This is a genomic window from Sphingomonas sp. UYEF23 (genome assembly GCF_040546165.1).
Taxonomy (GTDB): Bacteria; Pseudomonadota; Alphaproteobacteria; order Sphingomonadales; family Sphingomonadaceae; genus Sphingomonas; species Sphingomonas glacialis.
The window spans coordinates 362,607-385,178 of record NZ_JBEPNG010000001.1; the positions used below are offsets into that span (position 1 = coordinate 362,607).

20 protein-coding genes and 2 tRNA genes are annotated in these 22,572 nt (G+C 65.7%); 8 read left to right on the top strand and 14 right to left on the bottom strand.

All coding sequences use genetic code 11. The features are described from left to right. Positions 1–40: 40 nt before the first annotated feature. From gspF to ABIB28_RS01695, 4 genes are all read right to left on the bottom strand, one after another. A complete protein-coding gene (gspF, locus tag ABIB28_RS01680) occupies positions 41–1,267 on the bottom strand; it encodes a type II secretion system inner membrane protein GspF (RefSeq protein ID WP_354285897.1) in 1,227 nt (408 codons plus the stop codon). A 104-nt stretch (positions 1,268–1,371) separates the two neighbouring features. Continuing rightward, positions 1,372–2,916 carry a GspE/PulE family protein gene (locus ABIB28_RS01685; protein ID WP_354285899.1) on the bottom strand — a complete coding sequence of 515 codons (1,545 nt, stop codon included), beginning with the start codon at positions 2,914–2,916 and terminating at the stop codon, positions 1,372–1,374. A gap of 147 nt (positions 2,917–3,063) precedes the next feature. Beyond that, on the bottom strand, positions 3,064–5,280 hold the full coding sequence (gene gspD / locus ABIB28_RS01690) for a type II secretion system secretin GspD (RefSeq protein WP_354285901.1): 2,217 nt from the start codon (positions 5,278–5,280) through the stop codon (positions 3,064–3,066). Further along, entirely contained in the window at positions 5,277–6,140 is an 864-nt protein-coding gene (locus ABIB28_RS01695; RefSeq protein WP_354285903.1) for a type II secretion system protein N, read from the bottom strand. The genes gspD and ABIB28_RS01695 overlap by 4 nt, the downstream gene beginning before the upstream one ends. A 210-nt stretch (positions 6,141–6,350) precedes the next feature. Between ABIB28_RS01695 and ABIB28_RS01700 the strand changes: the two genes are divergently transcribed. Beyond that, entirely contained in the window at positions 6,351–6,962 is a 612-nt protein-coding gene (locus ABIB28_RS01700; RefSeq protein ID WP_354286327.1) for a prolyl hydroxylase family protein, read from the top strand. A 43-nt stretch (positions 6,963–7,005) separates the two neighbouring features. Here ABIB28_RS01700 and ABIB28_RS01705 read toward each other — a convergent pair. The 3 genes from ABIB28_RS01705 to lon all read right to left on the bottom strand — a co-directional run bounded on the left by ABIB28_RS01705 (position 7,006) and on the right by lon (position 10,123). After that, positions 7,006–7,080: transfer RNA gene (locus ABIB28_RS01705), tRNA-Val, on the bottom strand. A 130-nt stretch (positions 7,081–7,210) separates the two neighbouring features. Continuing rightward, positions 7,211–7,483 (bottom strand): HU family DNA-binding protein, encoded by a 273-nt coding sequence (locus ABIB28_RS01710; protein ID WP_133191967.1) that lies wholly within the window; start codon positions 7,481–7,483, stop codon positions 7,211–7,213. A gap of 153 nt (positions 7,484–7,636) precedes the next feature. Beyond that, positions 7,637–10,123 carry an endopeptidase La gene (gene lon / locus ABIB28_RS01715; protein ID WP_133188600.1) on the bottom strand — a complete coding sequence of 829 codons (2,487 nt, stop codon included), beginning with the start codon at positions 10,121–10,123 and terminating at the stop codon, positions 7,637–7,639. 82 nt (positions 10,124–10,205) lie between these two features. Here lon and ABIB28_RS01720 point away from each other — a divergent pair, with 82 nt between their 5' ends. The 3 genes from ABIB28_RS01720 to ABIB28_RS01730 are packed head-to-tail and all read left to right on the top strand — an operon-like array spanning position 10,206 to position 13,252. Continuing rightward, complete coding sequence (locus ABIB28_RS01720) at positions 10,206–10,874, top strand: hypothetical protein (RefSeq protein WP_354285906.1); 669 nt, start codon at positions 10,206–10,208, stop codon at positions 10,872–10,874. Continuing rightward, on the top strand, positions 10,871–12,598 hold the full coding sequence (locus ABIB28_RS01725; RefSeq protein ID WP_354285908.1) for a M1 family metallopeptidase: 1,728 nt from the start codon (positions 10,871–10,873) through the stop codon (positions 12,596–12,598). Before ABIB28_RS01720 ends, ABIB28_RS01725 begins: the two co-directional genes overlap by 4 nt. A gap of 51 nt (positions 12,599–12,649) precedes the next feature. Further along, positions 12,650–13,252 (top strand): methyltransferase family protein, encoded by a 603-nt coding sequence (locus ABIB28_RS01730; protein ID WP_354285910.1) that lies wholly within the window; start codon positions 12,650–12,652, stop codon positions 13,250–13,252. Here ABIB28_RS01730 and ABIB28_RS01735 read toward each other — a convergent pair. From ABIB28_RS01735 to ABIB28_RS01760, 6 genes are all read right to left on the bottom strand, one after another. Continuing rightward, on the bottom strand, positions 13,247–13,891 hold the full coding sequence (locus ABIB28_RS01735) for a GNAT family N-acetyltransferase (RefSeq protein ID WP_354285912.1): 645 nt from the start codon (positions 13,889–13,891) through the stop codon (positions 13,247–13,249). The genes ABIB28_RS01730 and ABIB28_RS01735 overlap by 6 nt on opposite strands. Positions 13,892–13,948: 57 nt before the next feature. Beyond that, a complete protein-coding gene (gene clpX, locus ABIB28_RS01740; RefSeq protein WP_010186846.1) occupies positions 13,949–15,217 on the bottom strand; it encodes an ATP-dependent Clp protease ATP-binding subunit ClpX in 1,269 nt (422 codons plus the stop codon). 154 nt (positions 15,218–15,371) lie between these two features. Next, a complete protein-coding gene (locus tag ABIB28_RS01745) occupies positions 15,372–16,046 on the bottom strand; it encodes an ATP-dependent Clp protease proteolytic subunit (protein ID WP_133188610.1) in 675 nt (224 codons plus the stop codon). 62 nt (positions 16,047–16,108) lie between these two features. Next, positions 16,109–17,062: a glycosyltransferase family 2 protein gene (locus tag ABIB28_RS01750; RefSeq protein WP_354285915.1), complete on the bottom strand. Its 954-nt coding sequence runs from the start codon at positions 17,060–17,062 to the stop codon at positions 16,109–16,111. Between the two features lie 216 nt (positions 17,063–17,278). Further along, positions 17,279–18,922: a trigger factor gene (gene tig / locus ABIB28_RS01755; protein ID WP_354285917.1), complete on the bottom strand. Its 1,644-nt coding sequence runs from the start codon at positions 18,920–18,922 to the stop codon at positions 17,279–17,281. A 76-nt stretch (positions 18,923–18,998) separates the two neighbouring features. Continuing rightward, positions 18,999–19,083, bottom strand: a tRNA-Leu gene (locus tag ABIB28_RS01760). Positions 19,084–19,216: 133 nt separating this feature from the next. Between ABIB28_RS01760 and ABIB28_RS01765 the strand changes: the two genes are divergently transcribed. From ABIB28_RS01765 to ABIB28_RS01780, 4 genes are all read left to right on the top strand, one after another. Further along, complete coding sequence (locus ABIB28_RS01765) at positions 19,217–19,393, top strand: hypothetical protein (RefSeq protein WP_354285919.1); 177 nt, start codon at positions 19,217–19,219, stop codon at positions 19,391–19,393. Beyond that, the gene (locus tag ABIB28_RS01770) at positions 19,390–19,593 is read left to right on the top strand and encodes a hypothetical protein (RefSeq protein WP_133188616.1); all 204 of its coding nucleotides are present in this window, start codon (positions 19,390–19,392) and stop codon (positions 19,591–19,593) included. Before ABIB28_RS01765 ends, ABIB28_RS01770 begins: the two co-directional genes overlap by 4 nt. Positions 19,594–19,659: 66 nt before the next feature. After that, positions 19,660–20,301 (top strand): hypothetical protein, encoded by a 642-nt coding sequence (locus tag ABIB28_RS01775; RefSeq protein WP_354285924.1) that lies wholly within the window; start codon positions 19,660–19,662, stop codon positions 20,299–20,301. Positions 20,302–20,488: 187 nt separating this feature from the next. Further along, complete coding sequence (locus ABIB28_RS01780) at positions 20,489–21,010, top strand: hypothetical protein (protein WP_354285926.1); 522 nt, start codon at positions 20,489–20,491, stop codon at positions 21,008–21,010. A 45-nt stretch (positions 21,011–21,055) separates the two neighbouring features. Here the strand turns inward: ABIB28_RS01780 and gatB are convergent, their stop codons facing one another. Further along, positions 21,056–22,528 carry an Asp-tRNA(Asn)/Glu-tRNA(Gln) amidotransferase subunit GatB gene (gene gatB, locus ABIB28_RS01785; RefSeq protein ID WP_133188622.1) on the bottom strand — a complete coding sequence of 491 codons (1,473 nt, stop codon included), beginning with the start codon at positions 22,526–22,528 and terminating at the stop codon, positions 21,056–21,058. Between the last annotated feature and the right edge of the window lie 44 nt (positions 22,529–22,572).

A 22,572-nucleotide genomic window follows, 5' to 3' on the forward strand; every position in this document is an offset into this window, starting at 1 on the left:
GGGGTGACGGGGGCTTGGGAAACTTCAGACATAACAAACCTCATTGTCCGGCAAGCGTGTTGAGCTGCAGGATCGGCAGCAGGATCGATAGCACGATCGTCGCGACGACACCCCCCATCACGACGATGATGATCGGCTCGAGCAGCGACAGCGCGGTCGTGGTGAAACGATCGAACTCGCGCTCGAGATATTCGGCGGCGCGCTCGAGCATGTCGTCGAGCTGCCCCGCCGTCTCGCCCGATGCAGCCAGATACGTCAGCAGCGGCGGAAAGACGCCCGCGCGGCGCATCGCCGCCGACAGGCTGCCGCCGCCACGAATCGATTCGATGATCTCGTCGGAGGCTTGCTTGAGGCGGAGGTTGTGGATCGTGCTGCCCGTCAGCGTCAGGCCTTCGAGCAAGGGCAAGCGGCTCGCCACCATCGTCGCGAGCGTGCGCGCCATTCGGGCGGCGTGGAGATCGCGGAACAGGCGGCCGAGCAGCGGCAGCTTGAGGATCCAGGTGTCGAAGGCGAGCTTGATCCGCGGGTTCTTGAGCGCGCGCCACGATCCGAAGCCCGCGAGCAGGATGACGAGCAGGATCGCCCACCAATAGCCGACCATGAAGTTCGACAGACCCATCACGACGCGCGTGAGGAACGGGAGCTGCTGCCCGACGGTGTCGAACTGTTCGACCACCTGCGGGACGACGAACACCATCAGAGCGGTGACGACCGCCATTGCGACCACCGCAAGGACGGCGGGGTAAGCGAGCGTGGTGATGATCTTGCCGTTGATCTCGGCCTGGCGCTCGAGCAGCACAGACAGGCGTTCGAGAATGACGGGGAGCGAGCCCGAGCTCTCGCCCGCCGACACCATCGCGCGGTAGAGCGAGGGGAAGCTCTTGCCCTCGCGCGCCATCGCCTCGTGGAGGCGGCGGCCCTCGACGACGCCTGAATGGACCGACTCGACAATCGCGCGGACATGCGGCTGCTCGGTCTGGCGCGAGATCGTGCGGAGCGATTCCTCGAGCGGCGAGACGCGGTTGAGCGTGGCGAGCTGGCGGGTGAAGAGCGTGAGCTGCTTGGTGCTCATCTTCTTGGAACCCAGGCGCAGGTCGGAGAGGAGCGGCTTGCCCTTGGGCTGGCGCCCCGAGCCGGGTTCGACCTTGACGACATAGAGCCGGCGACGGTCGAGCAGCACGCGCGCGGCATCGATCGACGGTGCGGCGATCGCTCCGCGTGTTTCGCGGCCCTTCACGTCGATCGCGATGTAATCGAAGTCAGGCACGGGTCATACCGTCGCCCCGGCGAAGGCCGGGGCCGCTGCGTTCTGGAGTGCCGTCGCGCCCTACAACGCAGCGGCCCCGGCCTGCGTCGGGCCGACGATTGCGGTCACTCACCCGCCACCTCCGGCACCACCATCGGCGCCTCGGCATCGGCCATGTCGCGCCGCGACACGCGCACCGCTTCCTCCGCCGTCGTCACCCCGTCGCGCACCAACTGCCGCGCCGCCGACCCCAGCGTCGGCGCATGCAGGAACGCATGCCGCGCGATCAGCGCTTCGTCGCCGCCATCGTTGATCAGCCGCCGCACCGTCTCGTCGATGCGGATCGCCTCATAGACACCGACGCGCCCCTTATAGCCCGTCCCCTGGCACTGCTCGCACCCGACCGCCTGATACACGATCGCGCCCGGCTCGAACCCGAGCAGCGCCGCGACCGACGCATCCGCCGCCACCGGCCGCCGGCACACCTCGCACAAGCGCCGGACCAGCCGCTGCGCGATCACCGCGCGGAGCGTCGATGCCAGCAGGAACGGCTCGACCTTCATGTCGCGCATCCGCGTGATCGCGCCGACCGCGTCGTTGGTGTGGACGGTCGAGAGCACGAGATGCCCGGTCAGCGACGCCTGCACCGCGATCTCGGCGGTTTCGCGGTCGCGGATTTCGCCGACCATCACGACGTCGGGATCCTGCCGCAGGATCGCGCGCAGGCCCGCAGCGAAGGTCAGCCCGACCTTGGCGTTGACTTGCGTCTGGCCGACGCCCTCCATCGCATATTCGACCGGATCCTCGACCGTCAGGATGTTGCGGCTGCCGTCGTTGAGCAGCCGCATCGAGGCGTAGAGCGTCGTCGTCTTGCCCGAGCCGGTCGGCCCGGTGACGAGGATGATCCCGTTGGGCTCGGTGATCGCCTCTTTCAGCAACTGGTTGATCGCCGGCGTCATGCCGAGCACGTCGAGCGTGATCCCGGCATTCTCCTTGTCGAGAATACGCAGCACCACGCGCTCGCCCGCGCGGCTCGGCAGCGTCGAGACGCGGACGTCGAGCAGCTTGCCGCCCAGCGTCAGGCCGATCCGCCCGTCCTGCGGGACGCGCCGCTCGGCGATGTCGAGCCGCGCCATCACCTTGACGCGGCTGACCACGACGGGGGCGACGTGCGGCGGCATGCGGAGCGTCTCGCGCAGCACGCCGTCGATGCGCATGCGGACGACGAGGCCGGTCTCGTACGGCTCGATATGGATGTCCGACACGCCGTTGCGCGCGGCGTCGGCGATGATGCCGTTGATCAGCCGGATCGCGGGGGCATCGTCGGCGGTGTCGAGCAGATCGTCGGCAGTGGGGAGATGGTCGGCGAGCAGGTCGAGTTCGTCGCCGAGGCCGAGCGTGCCCGCCGCCATCGCGGCGGCCTGGCCGTCCATCGCATAGGCCTCGGACAGCAGGCGGTCGAATTCGGTCGCGACGACGAAGGTCACGTCGAACGCGCGCGCGAGGTGGCGGCGCAGTTCGAGCAGAACCTTGGGGTCGGAGCCCTCGCGCATCGCAACGGTGAGGTGGTCGTGGGTGGGGTCGAGGACGACGCCGAAGCGGCGTGCGAAGGCGTAGGGGATGGTTGCCGCTGCCACGCTTGTCAGCGCCAGAAGATCGATCTCGGCCATCCTAACGCGCTTCCCCGGCGCAGGCCGGGGCCCAGTCGCGGAGGTCAGGCGCATCGCGCGCAGCGTCCGAACACTCAGCCGCCCGCCCCTGGGCCCCGGCCTGCGCCGGGGAAGCGCAGAAGGAGAAAGCGGGACCGCGCATCGCCATCACCGGTCCCGCTTCGTGCGGATCACCGTGCTCGAGCTCCGCTGTACCGGCACCATGATCCGCGGATCTTCGATATTCCCCGGCACCGGCGCGCTCGGGATCGGTGGCGCCGCGCCCATATAATCGCGCACCAGCTGGTCGATCGACGGCTCGTCATTGGGCATCGCCAGCCCCTGCTGGAGCCGGAGATAGCCATAACGCTGCTCGGTCAGCTTGCGGCTGTCATCGGCGGTGCGCAGAATCGTCGGGCGGATGAAGATCATCAAATTGGTCTTGGTCCGCGACTTGGCCTTCGAGCGGAACAGGTTCCCCAGCCCCGGAATATCGCCGAGCAACGGGATCTTCTCGATCGTCCGCCGCTCGTTATCGTCGAGCAAGCCGCTGATCACCGCAATGTCGCCGTCGTCGACGGTGCGGACGGTCTCGACTTCTCGCTTGTTGAGGATCAAGTCGCTGTTGCTGCTCGACACCGGCCCGGCGATCGAACTGACCTCGAGCCGCAGGTTGAGCTTCACCGTCCCGCTCGAATTGACCTGTGGCCGCACCGTCAACTCGATCCCGACATTCTCGCGCTGCGTCGTCTGGAAGGCATTGTCGAAATTGGTCGACAGCGCCTTGCCCGTGGTGATCGGGATTTCCTGCCCGACCAGGCTGTGTGCTTCCTGATTGTCGAGCATCACCAGATGCGGCACTTGGAGCAGGTTCGAGGTCGTGTCGCTCTTCACCGCGTTGATGATGGAGCCGAACACGGTGTCGCCGATCTTGCCCGCCCAGCCGCCAAAGCCGCCGCTCGCGCCGAGCACCGAGCTGATCGCGCTTTGCGTCAGCGAATCGCTCGACGAGCTGCCGGTGCTCGTCGTGACGGTGGCGCCGTTGATCGTCGTCGTCGTCGTCGCGAGCTGCCGCGCGCCGATCGCGCCGGCGATGGTGAGCAGGCTCGGCGCCGAGTTCTGGAAGCTCGACGCGGCGAACGCGCCGCCCTTCAAGTTCGCGATCGCGAATTGCGCGCCGAGCGAGCTCGCCGTCTGGTCCGACACTTCGGCGACGATCGCCTCGACGAGCACCTGCTCGCGCCGCGTGTCGAGCTGACGCACGACGTCGGCGAGCTGACGCTGGACTTCGGCGGGCGCGGCGATGACGATTGCGTTCGCCCCGACGAAACGCGTCACGACCGAGGCGGTGCGCCCGCCCGAAGTGATCGCAGTCTGCGTCGGTGCGTTGCCGGTATTTCCTGTGTCCTGCTGCTGGACCGCAGGCGTGTTCGCTGCGCGCGAGCTGGGATTGTTGCCGTTGCTGCCGCCCGACTGGCTGTTGGTGCCGAAGTTCGACGCCGACAATTGCTGGTTGGTGATCGGCGATGGCGTCTGCCCGACGAGCTGCTGGAGCACCGGCAGCAATTGCTCGGCATCGGCGTTTTCGAGGAAGATCACCTTGATCTCGGTGCCGTTCTTCGCGCGCCGGTCGAGATCCTCGGCGACCGCGGCGAGCCGCGCGACCGAGGTGGCATCGCCGCGAATCGCGACCGAGTTCGAGCTGTTGACCGCAACGACGCTGACCGACGTCCCGGCGCCTGCGGGGGCTGCGCCCCCGGCACCGCCCGCGCTTTGCCCGGCGAGCGCCTGCAATGCGGTCGCGATCTCGCGCGCGCCGGCATTCTTCAGCGCGATGATCCGCGTCGAGGCATTGTCGGTGTCGATCCGGCGCAGTACTTCGCGCACGCGGCGCACATTGTCGGCAAAGTCGACGATGACGAGGCTGTTGCCGCCGCGATTGGCGGTGACCGAGCCTTGCGGCGAGATCAGCCCGCGCACCGTATCGACCGCCGATTGCGCATCGATCGAGCGCAGCCGGACGATTTCAGTGATGTAGCTGTTGCTCGTCGCGCCGCGCGAGCCGATGCGGCTCGGCTGCGACGCGGCGCTATCGGTCGGCTGGATGCGGAACGCGCCATTGGTCGTCGGCACCGCGACGAGCCCGTTGGCACGCAGCGTCGAGAGGAAGATCTCGAAATATTGCGACTTGCTCACCGGGTGATCGGTGACGACGGTCACCTTGCCCTGCACCCGCGCGTCGATGATGAAAGTCCGCCCCGTCACGCGGGCGGCATCGGCGATGAACGCGCGAATATCCGCATCGCGGACATTCATGGTCTGTTGCGCATGCGCCGCCGTGACAAGCGTGATCGCGAGGATAGGCGCCAGGATTCGTTTCTTCATTGCCCCGCAATCGTGATGACGAGTGGTACACTGTCTGCGCCACGTTCGACCGTAAAGCCTAGCGTGCCGCCCTTTGCATATTGCGCGCCGAGACGCTCGATGTCTGCAGCGCCGCCGACGGGCTTGCCCGCGATCTGCGTTATGACGTCACCGTCGCGCAACCCTGCCGCGCGGAAGCCCGCGCCGTCGCCTTGCTGCCGCACCGTCAACCCCGTCACGCGGCCGCCGTCGATCCGCGGGATGAAGCCGACATCGCGCCGCAACTGCGCAAAGCTGACGCCTTGCGGTCCGACCGCGGCAGGCGGTGGCGCGGTGATGACTGCGGGTGCGCTGCCGCCGATCAGCGGTGGCCCGTTCGGCATCGCGGGCGCGACCGGCGCTTGCTCGGTCTGCGGCAGATAGAGATCCTCAGAGACGCCGCCGCGATCGATCGTGACGTGGTCGAACGCAACCGCCTTCAGCCGCACGCCCGGCATGATCTCCTGCCCCACGCCGATGCTTTGCTGGACGCCGTCGGGGCCAGCGATGATCGCCGAGCCACCGCCCTGCGCTTCGTCGATCCGCACGCCGAACAGCGAGAGCTGGAGCGTGGTGACGACCGACGGCCCCGCGACATCGCCGCCGCTCGCGCGGTAGAACGGATCGAAGCCGCGCAGGATCGCCTCGGGGGAACCGGGCACGCCGCCTTGCTCGGGGCGCCAGATCCCGACCGGGCCGACCGGCGTCAGCACCGCCCAGACGAGCCGCGCGCTTTGCACGGCAAGCCCCGCGATCAGCGCGAGCTCGAGCGCGGAATAGACCGTGGTAACCGGAAACCGTCGCAGAAAGGCCCGCGCCCGCGCATCCAAAACCAAGCGCATGTGGAACCCATCCCCGATCGCGACGCCATATTACAGCCCGTGTTACCGTTCCGCGGTGCCGCTGTGAACCTTGTACGTGGCGCCCCCCGCATCGGACGCGCTGCCAGCACCTGGAAAATGCGCGAAGTCTTTGGCAAAGTGTGTCGCGTGACCGATGCTCCCGCCTTCCCAGCCGCCCCCAGCTTCGGTTCGGGTCTCGATGCAGCGGCAATGGTCGCACATCTCGCCGCTCTGCCGGGCGTCCAGCGTGTCCCGTCTCCCAAACTGACGTTGTTCGTGTGCCGCAAGTTCCTCGATGCCGAAACCTGCGCGCAGGTGCGCGACGCGGTCGACGCGACGCGGCGCCCTTCGACGGTCGCGGACTTCAACGGCGACCGCGCGTTTCGCACGAGCGAGACCGGCGATCTCGACTCGCTCGCCCCGCTCACGCAGTGGCTCGACGCGCGGATCAGCGCGTTCACCGGGCTCGACCCGGCGCACGGCGAACCGATCCAGGGTCAGCGCTATGCGGTTGGCCAGGAGTTCAAGCCGCACACCGATTATTTCGAACCGGGCGGCGTGGATTTCGATCGCCATTGCCGTGTTGCGGGCAACCGCACCTGGACCGTGATGCTCTATCTCAACGAACCCGAAGCGGGCGGCGCGACGCGCTTCAAGGCGATCAACAAGATCATCCAGCCCGAGACCGGCAAGCTGCTCGCCTGGAACAACCGGCAGGCCGATGGCACGCTCAACCCGGCCACGCTCCACCACGGCATGAAAGTCCGCGCGGGGACCAAATACGTCATCACCAAATGGTTTCGCGAACGCGCCTGGCGGTAACCGAAAAAGCCGCCGGACCCATGCGGATCCGGCGGCTGCAATATGGTGGGCGCGGCAAGGATTGAACTTGCGACCCCACCCGTGTGAAGGGTGTGCTCTACCACTGAGCTACGCGCCCGTTGCCTTTTCCGCCGGTACGGCGGGGCGAAACGGAGAAGGGCGGCATTGACGCCGCCCTGTTGCAGTCTCTTAAAACGAGCCGGCGCCGCTTGTCCAGCGCCGATGCCCAGATTTTGCGAGTCAGTCGATCAGTTGACCGAATCCTTGAGGCCCTTGCCGGCCTTGAACTTGGGCTGCGACGAGGCCTTGATCGTCATCGGCTCGCCGGTGCGCGGGTTGCGGCCGGTCGACGCCTTGCGCTTGCTGACCGAGAACGTCCCGAAACCGACGAGACGGACTTCATCCCCCTTTTTCAGCGCGGCCGACACGGCTTCGAACACGGCTTCGACGGCCTTGCTTGCATCACCCTTGGTCAGACCCGACGTGTCGGCCACCGTCGCGATCAGTTCCTGTTTGTTCATGGCCACGAAACCCCCGTTTAAAAAACTACTGAAATGATTCCCAGGCGAAAGCCGGTGGCGCAGTAAGGCGGCTCGCACCGGGGCTGTCAAAGCAAAAACATCCCCGCCGTCGGTCAAAACGGCGAGGATGCAGTATTATACGCCGATCCGAGCTCAGTGGTGCAGTTCACCACCGATTGCCGGGACGCCCGCCGGGGGCTGTGCCGCCAGATCGTCCGCTTCGGTCCAATCGATCGCCGTCAACGGCGCGGTTAGCGCAAGACGGAGCACCTCATCGACATGCGCCACCGGGATGATCTTGAGCCCGTCACGGATATTCGCGGGAATATCGGCCAAGTCTTTCTCGTTCTCGTGCGGGATCAGCACCGTGGTGATGCCACCGCGCAACGCCGCGAGCAGCTTTTCCTTCAAGCCCCCGATCGGCAGCACGCGACCGCGCAGCGTGACCTCGCCCGTCATCGCGATGTCGCGGCGCACCGGCACGCCGGTCAGCGTCGAGACGATCGCGGTGACGATGCCGATGCCCGCCGACGGGCCATCCTTTGGCACCGCACCTTCGGGCAGATGGATGTGGATGTCCTTGCGCGCGAAGATGCTCGGCTTGATTCCGTACGAAGGCGAGCGTGCCTTGATGAAGCTGAACGCGGTCTCGATCGATTCCTTCATCACGTCGCCGAGCTTGCCGGTGATCTTCGCTTGACCGCGCCCGGGCACGGTGACGCTTTCGATCGTCAGCAATTCGCCACCTACTTCGGTCCAGGCGAGCCCGGTGACCGCGCCGATCTGGTTCTCTTCCTCGCCCAAGCCGTGACGATACTTCTTCACGCCGGCGAAGTCGGACAGATTGTCGGGCGTTACGGTGACGCTCGTCGTCTTGCCCTCGAGGATCTGGCGCAATGCCTTGCGCGCGAGCTTGGCGATCTCGCGCTCGAGCGTGCGGACGCCGGCTTCACGCGTGTAGTACTGGATCAGCGCGCGAAGACCCTCGGTGGTGAGCGTGAACTCACCTTCCTTCAACCCGTGCGCCTCGATCTGCTTCTCGATCAGGTGGCGTTCGGCGATTTCGACCTTCTCGTCCTCGGTATAGCCTTCGAGCCGGATGATCTCCATTCGGTCGAGCAGCGCCTGCGGGAGGTTGAGCGTGTTCGCGGTGGTCACGAACATCACGTCCGACAGATCGACGTCGATCTCAAGATAGTGATCCTGGAACTTGGCGTTCTGCTCGGGGTCGAGCACCTCGAGCAATGCCGACGCCGGATCGCCGCGAAAATCCTGGCCGAGCTTGTCGATCTCGTCGAGCAGGAACAGCGGGTTGCTGGTGCCGGCCTTTTTGAGGTTCGTCACGATCTTGCCCGGCAGCGAGCCGATATAGGTGCGGCGATGCCCGCGGATCTCGGCTTCGTCGCGCACGCCGCCCAAGGACTGGCGGATGAACTCGCGGCCGGTCGCCTTGGCGATCGACTTGCCGAGCGAGGTCTTGCCGACGCCGGGCGGGCCGACGAGGCACAGGATCGGCCCCTTCAGCTTGTTGGTACGCGCCTGCACCGCGAGATATTCGATGATCCGGTCCTTGACCTTCTCGAGCGCATAATGGTCCTCGTCGAGCACCGCTTGCGCCGCCGAGATATCCTTGCGGATCTTCGACTTCTTGCCCCACGGGAGGCCGAGCAGCACGTCGAGATAATTGCGCACGACGGTCGCCTCGGCACTCATCGGCGCCATCGTCTTGAGCTTCTTGAGCTCGGCGGTCGCCTTGGTGCGCGCCTCCTTCGAGAGCTTCATCGTCGCGATCTTCTGCGTCAGCTCGGCGATCTCGTCGCCTTCGCCGTCATCGCTCTCGTTGCCGAGTTCGCGCTGGATCGCCTTCAACTGCTCGTTGAGATAATATTCGCGCTGGGTCTTCTCCATCTGGCGCTTGACCCGCGACTTGATCTTCTTCTCGACCTGCAGAACGCCGAGCTCGCCCTCCATGAACGCGAACACCATCTCGAGCCGCTTGGCCGGATCGCGCTCGATCAGCAGCGCCTGCTTGTCGCTGACCTTGACCTGGATGTTGGCGGCGACCGCGTCGGCGAGCTTCGAGGGATCCTCGATCTCGCCGAGCTGGACGGCAGTCTCGGCGGGCAGCTTGCGGTTGAGCTTGGCGTAATTCTCGAACTGGTCGATCACCGAGCGCATCAGCGCCTTGAGATCGGGGCTGAGATCGTCGGGCGTGATCTCGCCAACGCGGTCGCCCAGCTCGGTGCTCGCGGCTTCGAGCTCGTCCGACCCGGCATCGCCCTCGAGCATCTCGACTTCGGCGGACAGATAGCCGTCGCTCTGGACGAGCGAGGTCAGCGCGGCGCGGCGCTTGCCCTCGACCAGCACGCGGACGGTGCCGTCGGGCAGCTTGAGCAATTGCAGCACGACCGCGGTGACGCCGATCTCGTACAGATCGTCGCGATCGGGGTCGTCCTCGCTCGGATCGAGCTGCGCGACCAGGAAAATCTCCTTGTCGGCGGCCATTGCGGCTTCCAGGGCTGCGACCGACTTGTCGCGACCGACGAACAGCGGCACGATCATGTTGGGGAAGACAACGATGTCGCGCAGCGGCAGGACGGGATAAGCCTGAGTGGACGGGGTGGAAGAAGCTTGGGTCATGGATACTCCGAGATCGCGACAAGGCCGCGTGCTTGCCCCCTTATATGGGGGGAGTTGCCGATCCATCAATCGTCGTGCGATTTTGGGCGGAACGATCGCGATCGCGGCGCTGCCGCAGGCGATCGGTGCTGCGGGGCGCGGTGGCGACGCGGTGGCCCGCGCGATGATCGCTGCGGGCGGGCGCGACCGGCTGGCGCGCGTCCGCGTGCTGACGTGGAGCGGCATGGCACGGATGATGCTCGGCAAGACCCCGGTCGACTTGCACGTCGAAAGCCGGATCGAGCCGTTCGCACGGTCGCGGTCGGACAGCTGGCTCGTCAGCGAAACGCGCAGCGCCGCGCGGACCGTGATGATCGAGCGCGACACCGCCTTTCTGGTGCAGGACGGCGCGCAGACGACGCTCGCCGCCGCGCAGGCACGCTTCGAACGCCAGCGGCTCGGCGCGTTCGCCTATCTGCTGCTTGCCCCGGCGTTCGTTTCCACCGCGGGCTATAACCGGCTCAACGCCGCGCGCGACGGCTATCCGCCGATCGCACTGACGCTCGATCGCGACGGACGGATTGCCGCGGCCGATTATGTGCTGACGGCACCCGAACCCGGCGCCCCCGCGATCCGCCAGCATTTCAGCTTTGCCGGCAGCGTAAGCGCGCAAGGCGTCCGCTTCCCGCGCGTCACGACGATGCTACAGGACGGCCGCCCGTCGCTGCGCCTGACGATCACCGATTTTTCCGTGGAACTGAGCCCCGCATGATCCCTGTTCGTATCGCGCTCCTGTCGAGCTGCCTCGCGCTGACCGCCGCCGCGCTGCCGACCAAGGGCGAGCCGCCGCTGACCGCACAGATGCAGAAATCGGGCGGGCCGATCGACGCCGAGCAGGCCAAGCTCGGCTTCGACGCCGCCGACCTCGCGTTCGAAGTGCTGCCCGAGACCGAGACGCTGCGCGGCGTCGCGACGCTGCGCTTCACCGCCAAGGCGCCGCTCGCCCGGCTCGTGCTCGATCTCGACCGCAATCTGCCCGTCGATGCGGTATCGGTCGACGGCACACCGCTTGCGCCATCGGCCTGGCGCAATCCCGAGGGCCAACTCGTCATCACGCTCGCACGCATGGTCGCGGCGGGCGGACACGTCACCGCCAAGCTGACCTATGGCGGCACGCCGCACGTCGCGGTCAACGCACCGTGGGACCCCGGCGTCGTGTGGGCGAAGACGCCGAGCGGCGCGCCGTGGTTCGGCACCACCGCAGAGGGCGCCGGGTGCGACCTGTTCTGGCCGTGCCTCGATTTCCCGACCGGCGAGCCCGGCCTCGTCACGCTCCACATCACCGTGCCCAAGGGCCTCAAGGCGCCGTCGAACGGCGTGCTGCTCGGGGTCGACACGCTCGCCGATGGGCGCACGACATGGAACTGGCGCGTCAAGCACCCCAACACCTATGGCATCGCGCTGACGGTCGGGCCGTTCGACGAGATTTCGGGCAGCTACAAGAGCCGCTACGGCAACACGATCCCGATGGCCTATTGGTATCTCCCGGGCGAAGAGGCCAAGGCCAAGGCGCTGTTCGCCGAATTCGCGCCGACGCTCGATTTCTTCGAGGGCGAAGTCGGCCCCTACCCGTTCGGCGACGAGAAGCTCGGCGTGGTCGAGACGCCGTACAAGGGCATGGAGCACCAGACGATCAACGCCTACGGCAACGGCTATGCCAAGGCGCCCGAAGGCTTCGACTGGCTGTTCCAGCACGAATTCGCGCACGAATTCTTCGGCAACCAGCTGACCGCCGCCAATTGGGACGATTACTGGCTGCACGAAGGCTATGGCAGCTACATGCAGCCGCTCTACGGCCGCTGGCGCGAGGGCGAGGCGCGCTATGCGACGATGCTCTCCGACCAGCGTAACAAGATCGCCAACCTCCGCCCTGTCATCTCCGGCAAGATCCGCACCGAGGAAGAGGTGTACGAGATCAGCAAGGGCGGCCCCGGCCAGGACATCTATTACAAGGGCTCGTGGATGCTCCACAGCCTGCGGACCCTGATCGGCGACCGCGCGTTTCGCGATGTGACGCGGTTGATCGTCTACGGCCGGCTCGATCCGCGGCCGGGCAATTTCACGCCGCGCTACGCCTCGACCGCCGACTATGAGCGGATCGTGCGGCGCGTGACGGGCAAGGACTATCGCTGGTTCTTCGACGTCTATCTGCGCCAGGCGGCGCTGCCAGAATTGGTCGAGACACGCAGCGCGACCCGGCTGACATTGCATTGGCAGGCGCCGGGCGGCGGAGTGTTCCCGATGCCGGTCGATGTGCAGATCGGCGGGCGGATCGTGCGGCTTGCGATGGCGGGCGGCTTTGGCAGCATCGCGGTCCCGCGCGGGGCGCATCTCGTGATCGATCCGAACGCCAAGCTGCTGCGCCGATCGATCGCGATCGAGGATTATCAAGCATGGCGCGACGCAGCGGCAAAGGCCGCCAAACCGGCCAGTTGACACCGCGGTGTCATAGCTGAATACTACAGCGCTGTTGCAAGGGGCTTCGCCATGAATTTCATCCCGTTGGACTCGGTCGGGCTTCCCGGACTCGCGGCGTTTGCGATCGGCATACTCGCGGGACTGACGGCGCTGCTGCTGGCGCGCGCGCGTGGCCGGCGCGCCCCGGCAAGCCCCGATTCAGGACGCCGCAACGCCTCGATCCTGTGGATCGTCGTGCAGGGCTTGGGGATCGGCAGCGCCGGGCTCGGGCGAATCCGCATCGCGCTCGATCCGCTTTCGGCCAAGGCGCTGATCGAGGCGGGCGTCGTGCTCGCGCTTATGCTCGCGGCGGCGTGGCTGTTCGACTCGGCGTCGCGCGCGATGGGGCGGAACTGGGCGCTGGTCGCACGGACGCGCGACGACGGGCAATTGATCGAAACGGGTCCGTTCGCGCTGATCCGCAACCCGATCTACGTCTCGCTGGCGTTCGTGATGATCGCGATGGCGATCGCTTATGGTCACACCGCGAGCCTTGTCGTCGGCATCCCGCTCTTCGCGCTTGGCACATGGATGCGCGTGCGGCACGAAGAGGTGGTGCTGCGCGCTGCGTTCGGGCCCGCGTTCGATGCCTATGCCGCGCGGGTCAAACGCTTCGTGCCGGGCCTCCTATGAACTGGCTGGGCGCAGCATCGACCAGAAGCGCGGGCCTCCCTTGGGCACGCTCCATTCGGCGGTGATCTCGAAGCCGAGCGCGCGGTAGAAAGCGAGGTTCCGCTCGGTTGCGGTTTCGAGATAGGCCGGGAGTCCGCTCCCGAGGAGGCGATCGAGCCCGCCGCGCACCGCGGCCGCGCCGAAGCCCCGGCCCTGTGCCGCGGGATCGCAACCTGCGATGTGAAGATACCACACGGCCTCGCGCGGGAAATGCGCCGAGATCGCGTTCGACACCGCCAGCGCGCGGCCGATCGATCCGCCGAGCGCGCGCCACAGCGGCCAGGCGTGGAGCAGCATCGTGAGCATGCTGTCAGACGTTTGCCCCGGTCCACGCCACAGCGTGGCCGCCTCGCCGCCAGCGGTCACCAGCCGGATGCCGCTGGACGCGTCGGAATCGAACAGCACGCCAAACAGCCGCGGCAGCCGGAGCGCACGGTCAGCAGGATCGGAAAAGATATAGGCCATCGCCGGATCATCGGCGAAAGCGCGCGCGAGCAGCGCGACGATACGGTCACGATCGGCGGTGCCGGCAACCCGGACACCCGCGACAGGGTCAGCGTTCCGGTCGGGACGCACCACGGACCCGTGCGAAGGCGTCATCGGACGCCTCCGCGCACGCAGCGCCCTGCCCCGCGAACGGGACAGGGGCTGACCAGATTAGGCCGCGCCGGCGCCGGCCTTTTCCTTCTTGCCGTAGACGCGGATCGGCTCCTTGCGGCCCTCGATCACGTCCTTGTCGATCATCACTTCCTCGACGCTGTCCATACCGGGCAAGTCGAACATCGTGTCGAGCAGGATCCCCTCGAGGATCGAGCGAAGCCCGCGCGCGCCGGTCTTTCGGTCGATCGCCTTCTTTGCGACCGAGACGAGCGCTTCGTCGGTGAAGCCGAGCTTGACCGCCTCCATGTCGAACAGCTTCTGATACTGCTTGACCAGCGCGTTCTTCGGCTCGGTCAGGATCGTCACCAGCGCCGGAACGTCGAGATCCTCGAGCGTCGCGATGACCGGCAGACGGCCGACGAACTCGGGGATCAGGCCGAACTTGAGCAAATCCTCGGGCTCGACTGCCTTGAGCGTCTCGCCGGTTCGGCGTTCCTCAGGGCTTGCGACATAAGCACCGAAGCCGATCGACTTACCCTGCAGACGGTCGCCGATGATCTTCTCGAGGCCGCTGAACGCGCCGCCGCAGATGAACAGGATGTTGGTCGTGTCGACCTGCAGGAACTCCTGCTGCGGATGCTTGCGGCCACCCTGCGGCGGGACGCTCGCGGTGGTGCCTTCCATCAGCTTGAGCAGCGCCTGCTGGACGCCCTCACCCGAAACGTCGCGCGTGATCGAGGGATTCTCGGCCTTGCGGCTGATCTTGTCGATCTCGTCGATGTAGACGATCCCGCGCTGCGCCCGCTCGACATTGTAGTCGGAGGCCTGGAGCAGCTTGAGGATGATGTTCTCGACGTCCTCGCCAACGTAACCGGCTTCGGTCAGCGTCGTCGCATCAGCCATCGTGAAGGGCACGTCGAGGATGCGCGCGAGCGTCTGGGCGAGCAGCGTCTTGCCGCAGCCGGTCGGCCCGACGAGCAGGATGTTCGACTTGGCGAGCTCGACATCGGCGCCCTTCTGGCCGTGGTTGAGGCGCTTGTAATGGTTGTGCACCGCGACCGACAGAACGCGCTTGGCGCGCTTCTGGCCGATCACATAATCGTCGAGCACGTCGCAGATTTCCTGCGGCGTGGGCACGCCGCCATCCTTCTTCGAGACGAGCGCCGACTTGGTCTCCTCGCGGATGATGTCGTTGCAGAGTTCGACGCACTCATCGCAGATGAAAACCGTCGGTCCGGCAATGAGCTTGCGGACTTCATGCTGCGACTTGCCGCAGAAGGAGCAATAAAGCGTGCTCTTCGAATCGCCGCCGCTGAGCTTCGTCATTCTAACCATCCTTGGCGCCACCAGGCGCGCATATGCGAAACGTGTATCCTAGACCGTCCTCGCGCAATCCGACAATCACCAAAATACCCGGTGATGTCAGCACCGGGACGTACGTATGACGCCCCGGTGCCCAACAGAACCTTAACCGGCAAGCTTACGCCGAGGTCAGCGCAGGCGGCGTGCTCGAATCGTCGGGCAGTGCCGGACGCTTGTCGAACACCTGGTCGACCAGGCCGAAATCCTTGGCTTCGTGTGCCTCGAGGAACGTATCGCGATCCATCGCGCGCTCGATCTCCTCGAGCGGCTTGCCGGTGTACTGCGCGTAGAGCGCATTCATCCGGTTCTTTATGCGCTGGATTTCCTTGGCCTGGATCTGAATGTCCGACGCCATGCCCTGCGCACCACCCGAAGGCTGGTGGATCATGATCCGCGCATTGGTCAGCGCGACACGCATGCCCGGCTCACCGGCGGCGAGCAGGAACGAGCCCATCGAGGCGGCCTGCCCCATGCACACGGTGCCGACGCGCGGACGGATGTACTGCATGGTGTCATGGATCGCCATGCCCGCCGTGACGACGCCGCCCGGCGAGTTGATGTACATGAAGATGTCCTTCTTGGGGTTCTCCGACTCCAGGAAGAGCAGCTGTGCCGAGATGACCGAGGCCATATGGTCCTCGACCCCGCCGGTCACGAAAATGATGCGTTCGCGCAGCAGTCGCGAATAAATGTCGAAGCTGCGCTCGCCGCGGTTGGATTGCTCGATGACGATCGGAACGAGGCCGTCATTGATGGGGGCCAGAAAGTCGCCGGTGTCGAACGGATTGCGCATGATGAGCCTTTTAGTCCTTTATGCCCCTAGAACCGCATACATCGGCGCTGCACGAAACGAGTTCAAGCCCCGACGGCGTCCGAGCGACGGTCATCGCCACCCGGAGCACGGTGGCTGAGATAAGCAAGCCGCCGCACTTCGCGCCGACCGCGGACCACCGTGTCGAGGATCAACCCGGTAAAGACGTTGAGCGCGGCGAGGATCGCGAGCCCGACGACCAGCACCGCAGTCGGCAGCCGCGGCACAAGATGCGTGTGCATATAGGTCACGATCAGCGGGATCCCGAGCGCGAGCACGGCGAGCGACAGCAGGGCTGCGATCGCGCCGAAGAACAGCAGCGGCCGCTCGATCCGGTAGAGCGTGACGATCGTGCGCGCGATGCGGAAGCCGTCGCGATACGTGCTGAGCTTCGATTCGGACCCTTCGGGCCGCGCGAAATAGGCGGTCTCGATCTCGCCCGTCGGCATCTTGAGTTCGAGCGCATGGACGCTGATCTCGGTCTCGATCTCGAACCCGGCCGAAAGCACCGGGAAGCTCTTGACGAAGCGCCGTGAGAAGACGCGGTACCCCGAGAAGATATCGGTGAAACTGCGCCCGAACAGCTGCGCGAGCATCCCCGTCATCGCCTTGTTGCCGAGCACGTGCCCGCGGCGATACGCGGCGGTGATCTGCGTCACGCGGCTGCCCACCACCATGTCGAGCTGCTCGTCGAGCAGCCGCGCGACGAGCGCCGGCGCGGCGGTCGCGTCATAGGTCGCATCGCCATCGGCCATGACGTAGATGTCGGCATCGACATCGGCGAACATGCGGCGGACGACGTTGCCCTTGCCCTGCATCCGCTCGGTGCGCACGACGGCGCCCGCCGCGCGCGCCACGGCGACGGTGTCGTCACGGCTGTTATTGTCATAGACGTAGATGGTCGCATCGGGGAGCGCGGCGCGGAACGCCGCAACGGTCTGCGCGATGGCGGTGCTCTCGTTGTAGCACGGCAGCAGGACGGCGATACGGGATGTCATGGCCGAGCCTTAGGGCGTTATCGTGACGGGTTCGACTGTTTTGTGGTGTGCGGCGTGGCGTCTGCGTTTGCCGCCGCCGGCCCAGACCTTACAACGCCGTCACCCAGGTCTCGTGCCGGGGTCCACCATGCCGCTCGACGTATCGTCTAGGGCGGGGTGGACCCCGGCACAGGGCCGGGGTGACGGATGATGGAGTCGAGCGGGCGGGTGTGCGCCTTATTCGGCCTTGTCGGCAGCAGCCTTCTTCTTGGCAGCCGGCTTCTTTACGGGGGCAGCAGCCTCCTCAGCCGGAACAGCCTCGGCTTCAGCGTCAGCAGCAGCTGCCGCCTTCTTCGCCGGCGCCTTCTTGGTCGCGGCCTTCTTCACCGGCTCGGCTTCGACGAGGTCGTCGCCAGCGGCTGCCGGCTCGATGTCAGCCGCTTCCATTTCCTTGGCGTCGTCGGCAGCGGGCTTCGCCTTCTTGCCAGCCGCCTTCTTTGCCTTGGGCTTGTGGTTGTCGTGATCGTGGGTGTGCGTGCCGCTCGAGAAGCCTTCTTCGCTCTCGATCGCCGCTTCGAGCTCTTCGCGCGTCACTTCGCGGTCCGAAATCTCGGCCTTCTCGAACAGGAAGTCGACGACCTTGTCCTCGTACAGCGGCGCGCGCAGCTGGGCGGCGGCCATCGGCTCCTGCTGGATGTACTGCAGGAAGCGCTGGCGGTCTTCGTTGTTATAGTTCTGCGCGGCCTGCGCGATCAGGCGGTTCATTTCCTGCTGGCTGACTTCGACGCCATTGGCCTGGCCGATTTCCGACAGGAGGAGGCCAAGGCGCACGCGGCGCTCGGCGATCTTGCGGTAATCGTCGCGCTCGGACTCCATCTCGGCGAGTGCTGCCGCGGGGTCTTCCTCGTGCGTCGCTTCGTGCTGGAGCTGCTGCCAGATCTGGTCGAATTCGGCTTCGACCATCGACGGCGGCACTTCGAAGTCATGACCCTCGGCGAGCTGGTCGAGCAGCTTGCGCTTCATGTGGGTGCGCGTGAGGCCGTTGAGCTCCTGCTCGATCTGACCCTTCAGGAGACCGGTGAGCTGCTCGAGGCTCTCGAGCCCGAGCGAGGTCGCGAGGCTGTCGTCGATCACGCTCTCGCCGGCGGTCTTCACCGCGGTGATGCTGAGGTCGAAGGTCGCTGGCTTGCCGGCGAGTTCCTTGGCCTGATAATCCTCGGGGAAGGTCACCGTGATCTGGCGCTCGTCGCCGACCTTGACGCCGACGACCTGCTCCTCGAAGCCGGGGATCAGACGACCGGTGCCGAGCTCGACCGACATGTCGCTGCCGGTGCCGCCCTCGAACGCCACGTCGCCGACCTTGCCGACGAAGTCCATGACGACCAGGTCGCCCATCTGCGCTTCATGGCCCTCGGCCGCGTCGTCCCACTTCTTCTGCTGGTCGGCAAACTTCTGCAGCTGCTCCTGCACGACGGCTTCGTCCGCAGGAACGGTGAGGCGCTCGAGCTTGAGCGCGTCGATCGCCGGGGTCGGCACGTCGGGGAGCACTTCGAGCGTGACGGTGATCTGCGCATCGTCACCGAGCTTGAAACCTTCGGCGAGCTCGACCGAAGGCTGCAGCGCGGGGCGCAGCTTCTGCTCGGCGATCAGCTCCTGGATGCCCTGCTGGATCGAGCTGTTGAGCGCGTCCTGCATCAGCGCGTCGCCGTGCATCTTGCGCACCAGGTTCGCGGGCACCTTGCCGGGGCGGAAGCCGGGCATCTTCACCGTCGGCGCGACGCGCTTCAGTTCGGCATCGACACGCGAATCGATATCCTTCGCGGTGATCGTCAGCGTGTAGGCGCGCTTGAGGCCTTCGTTCAACGTCTCGACAGTCTGCATTTCAGATCTCACGCCCAATGGATAAGGAGTTCAGGGATAGTGTGTCGCAGTCCCCATGCACAAACGCATGAGAGACTGGTGCGGGCGAAGGGACTCGAACCCCCACATCTTTCGATGGCAGGACCTAAACCTGCTGCGTCTACCAGTTCCGCCACGCCCGCAAGGACACCGCCGGTGTGGGGGGCGTCTATACCAGCCATGCGCCCGGGGGCAAGCGGGCAAACACCCGACGCCGCATCGCCACGCAACCGCTAGGATGATGGCGCGTTGATGCAGCGTAAGAGGAGAGACGTTATGGCCAGCACGCCCCCAACCGAACTGCCGATCCCGAGCGAACCCGGCCAGCCCGATTCGATGCCGACCGAACTGCCGAGCCCGACGCCCGACGTGGTCGTGCCCGATCCCGCGGGCGACCCCGGCGGCGACCCGATCGCGCCGACCGACACCGGCATGACGGGGGATTTTGCATGAGCGACCCGCATCCCGACAGCCTGCCCGAGAACGACAACGATACCCGCAGCGACATCGAACAAGCAGTCGAAGCGCGCAAGGACGCGGTCGAGCGCGGCGAAGGCGGGCGCGAGCCCGATGCCTTTACGTCTCCGGGCATGGAAGACGGCGTCGGCGGAACTGGCGGCGTGGTGAAAAACCAGGACGACGACGCGCAGTAAATCAGCTCCCGTTGCAACGGTCTGAATATCCGTCTAATTCCCCCCGGACATGTCCGGGGGGATACGGTGGTATTCAAGGTTTCGATAGGTCTTGCAGCCGCTTTTATCGCGTGCTTTCCCGCCGCTGCAAAGTCGTCGTCATCGGATGCAGCCTGTGAGCTCCATATCTGGCCAGGCGCGGGCCTTAATTCTGTTTACAGTGGCGTGTTCCACGGAGGCATCGTCAACGGTGCAGTAACCGGGCGAGACGGATATCCCGCCTTGGCGGTCGAACCCATCGACACCGCCAATCAGGTCGAACTGCTGCGAAGTGCTGCTTTGCGCGATCAACTTAACTTGGCAAAGTATCAGCCAATCGTCCACGAGGAGGCGTTGTCGAGTCGCCTCATGCGGACAAGCGTCGCGCGCATCGCGCCCTCGTCGGCGCCCTGTTATGCGGAATTTATCGTCGACAGTGTCTTCTTCCAGCAAGACATCGTAGACGGGAGTTACCTCAAGATCCTTTTCCGCTACCGCGACTTCACGACCGAGCCCGCACCACGTCGGGTCTTCAGCACCTGGACCAAGACCAGACTGACTTTGCTTCCGCCGACGCCCGCAACCGACATGGTCGCCGCCGCCGCCGAGCTGCGCGCGGCCTTCACCCGCGATGTCGCGCTTTTCGCAAGCGCCTTAGCAAAGCCATCCAAGACCAAAGCGTCACATTAAATAAGGCCGTCCATGACGACCCCTGGGAAAGGGGCCGAAACCAAAGGGGGAGACTATAATGACCAACGCAGTCCATCGCGTCCTGGGAGCCGCTTTCGCTACAGTCGCCTGTGCGATCGGAGGCATCGGCAGCGCTCAGGCAGCGCCGTGCGAACTTCACATCTGGCCGGCCGAACGGATGAACTCGATGACGACCGGATTGCTCGGCGGCGGTCTGCTCGATGCCGCACTCCACAGCGGGAAGGACGCTAGCAACAAAGCCCAGATGGCAAGCGCCCTCGATAGTCCGTCGCAGCTCGACGCGCTGCAGTCGCTCAAATTGACCGATCTGCTCAACCGTCAGCCCGGCACCGTCATCGTGCGCCACGAAACACCGCTCGAGCGCAAGACGATGAACAAGGTCAAGACGCGTCGGTCGGATTCGACCGCGGCCTGCTATTCCGAGCTGATCGTCGCCGATGTCTTCTATCAGAAGGCGGCGATCTACGGCCGGTCGCTGCGCACGCTGTTCATGCTGCGCGACTTCGGCAACGACCAGACGATCGATTACGAATATAAAGCCTGGGGTGGCAATGGTTTGAAGCTATTTCCCGCCAAGGAAGGCGAGGACGCGACTGCCGCGCTCAATGAGCTGGTTTCGGTGTTCGACAAGAATTTCGAGGAATATGCCAACAACGCGCGCAAGGCGATGACCGCAAAGAAAGGCTGACTACCCGCAGTCAGGGCGCCCGGTTGGCCGGGCGCCCGCGTTTCTTTACCCCAGCATCTTCTTCAGCACGTCGTTGACGACGCCCGGGTTCGCCTTGCCGCCCATCGCCTTCATCGTCTGCCCGACGAAGAAGCCGAACAGCTTGTCCTTGCCGCCACGATAATCGGCGACCTTGTCTTCGTTCGCCGCCATCACCTCGGCGATGACGCGCTCGATCTCGCCGGTGTCGCTGGTCTGCTTGAGCCCGCGCTCCTCGACGATTTCGGCAGCGCCCTGCCCGGTTTCGAGCATGATCTCGAACACCTGCTTGGCGAGCGTACCCGACAGCGTGCCATCGGCGATCAGGCCGAGCAGTTCGGCGGCCTGATCGGGGCTGACGGGCGAATTCTCGATGTCCCGGCCGGTGCGGTTAAGCGCGCCGAACAGCTCCGACGTCGTCCAGTTCGCCGCAGCAACCGGCGCCACGCCCGTGTCGAGCAACGCATCGAACCAGCGCGCCGCCTCGACCTCGGCGGTCATCACCGCAGCGGCGTAAGGCGTGATGCCGAGCGCCTCGTAGCGGCGGCGCTTGGTGTCGGGCAGCTCGGGCAGCGACGCGCGGCATTCTTCGAGGAACGCGTCGTCGAGCTCGAGCGGGAGCAGATCGGGATCGGGGAAGTAGCGATAATCGTGCGCGTCTTCCTTCGAGCGCATCGAGCGCGTCTCGTTGCGATCGGGATCGTAGAGCCGCGTTTCCTGGACGATCCGGCCGCCGCTTTCGAGCACGTCGATCTGGCGCTTGGCCTCCTGCTCGACCACCGCCATCACGAAGCGGACCGAATTGACGTTCTTGGTCTCGGTGCGCGTGCCGAGCTCGTCACCGGCCTTCCGCACGCTGACATTGACGTCGGCGCGCATCGAGCCCTCTTCCATGTTGCCGTCGCACGACCCGACGTAGCGCAGAATCGATCTGAGCTTGCGGAGATAAGCCCCTGCTTCGGCAGGAGAAGCCATATCGGGCTTCGACACGATCTCCATCAACGCAACGCCCGAGCGGTTGAGGTCGACGTAGGAGCGCGTCGGATGCTGGTCGTGCATCAGCTTGCCCGCATCCTGCTCGACATGGATCCGCTCGACGCCGATGCGCTTGCCCGCAGCGTCGGGGTTCTTGTCGTCGAGGCTGATGTCGATCGCGCCCTCGCCGACGATCGGGTGGTAGAGCTGGCTGATCTGATAGCCCTGCGGCAGATCGGCGTAGAAATAGTTCTTGCGGTCGAAGCGCGACCAGCGGTTTATCTGCGCGTCGATCGCCATGCCGGTGCGGACCGCCTGGCGGATGCACTCGCGGTTGGGAACGGGGAGCATGCCGGGCATCGCGGCGTCGACCAGCGACACCTGCGTGTTGGGCTCGGCGCCGAACGCGGTCGCCGCGCCCGAGAAGAGCTTGGCGTTCGAGGTGACCTGCGCATGGACTTCGAGGCCGACCACGACCTCCCAGTCGCCGGTTTCGCCGCGGATCGTGTATTTGGTGTCAGTCATGACCTAAATTCCGTTCGGGCTGAGCGTGTCGACGCCCTGCCCTT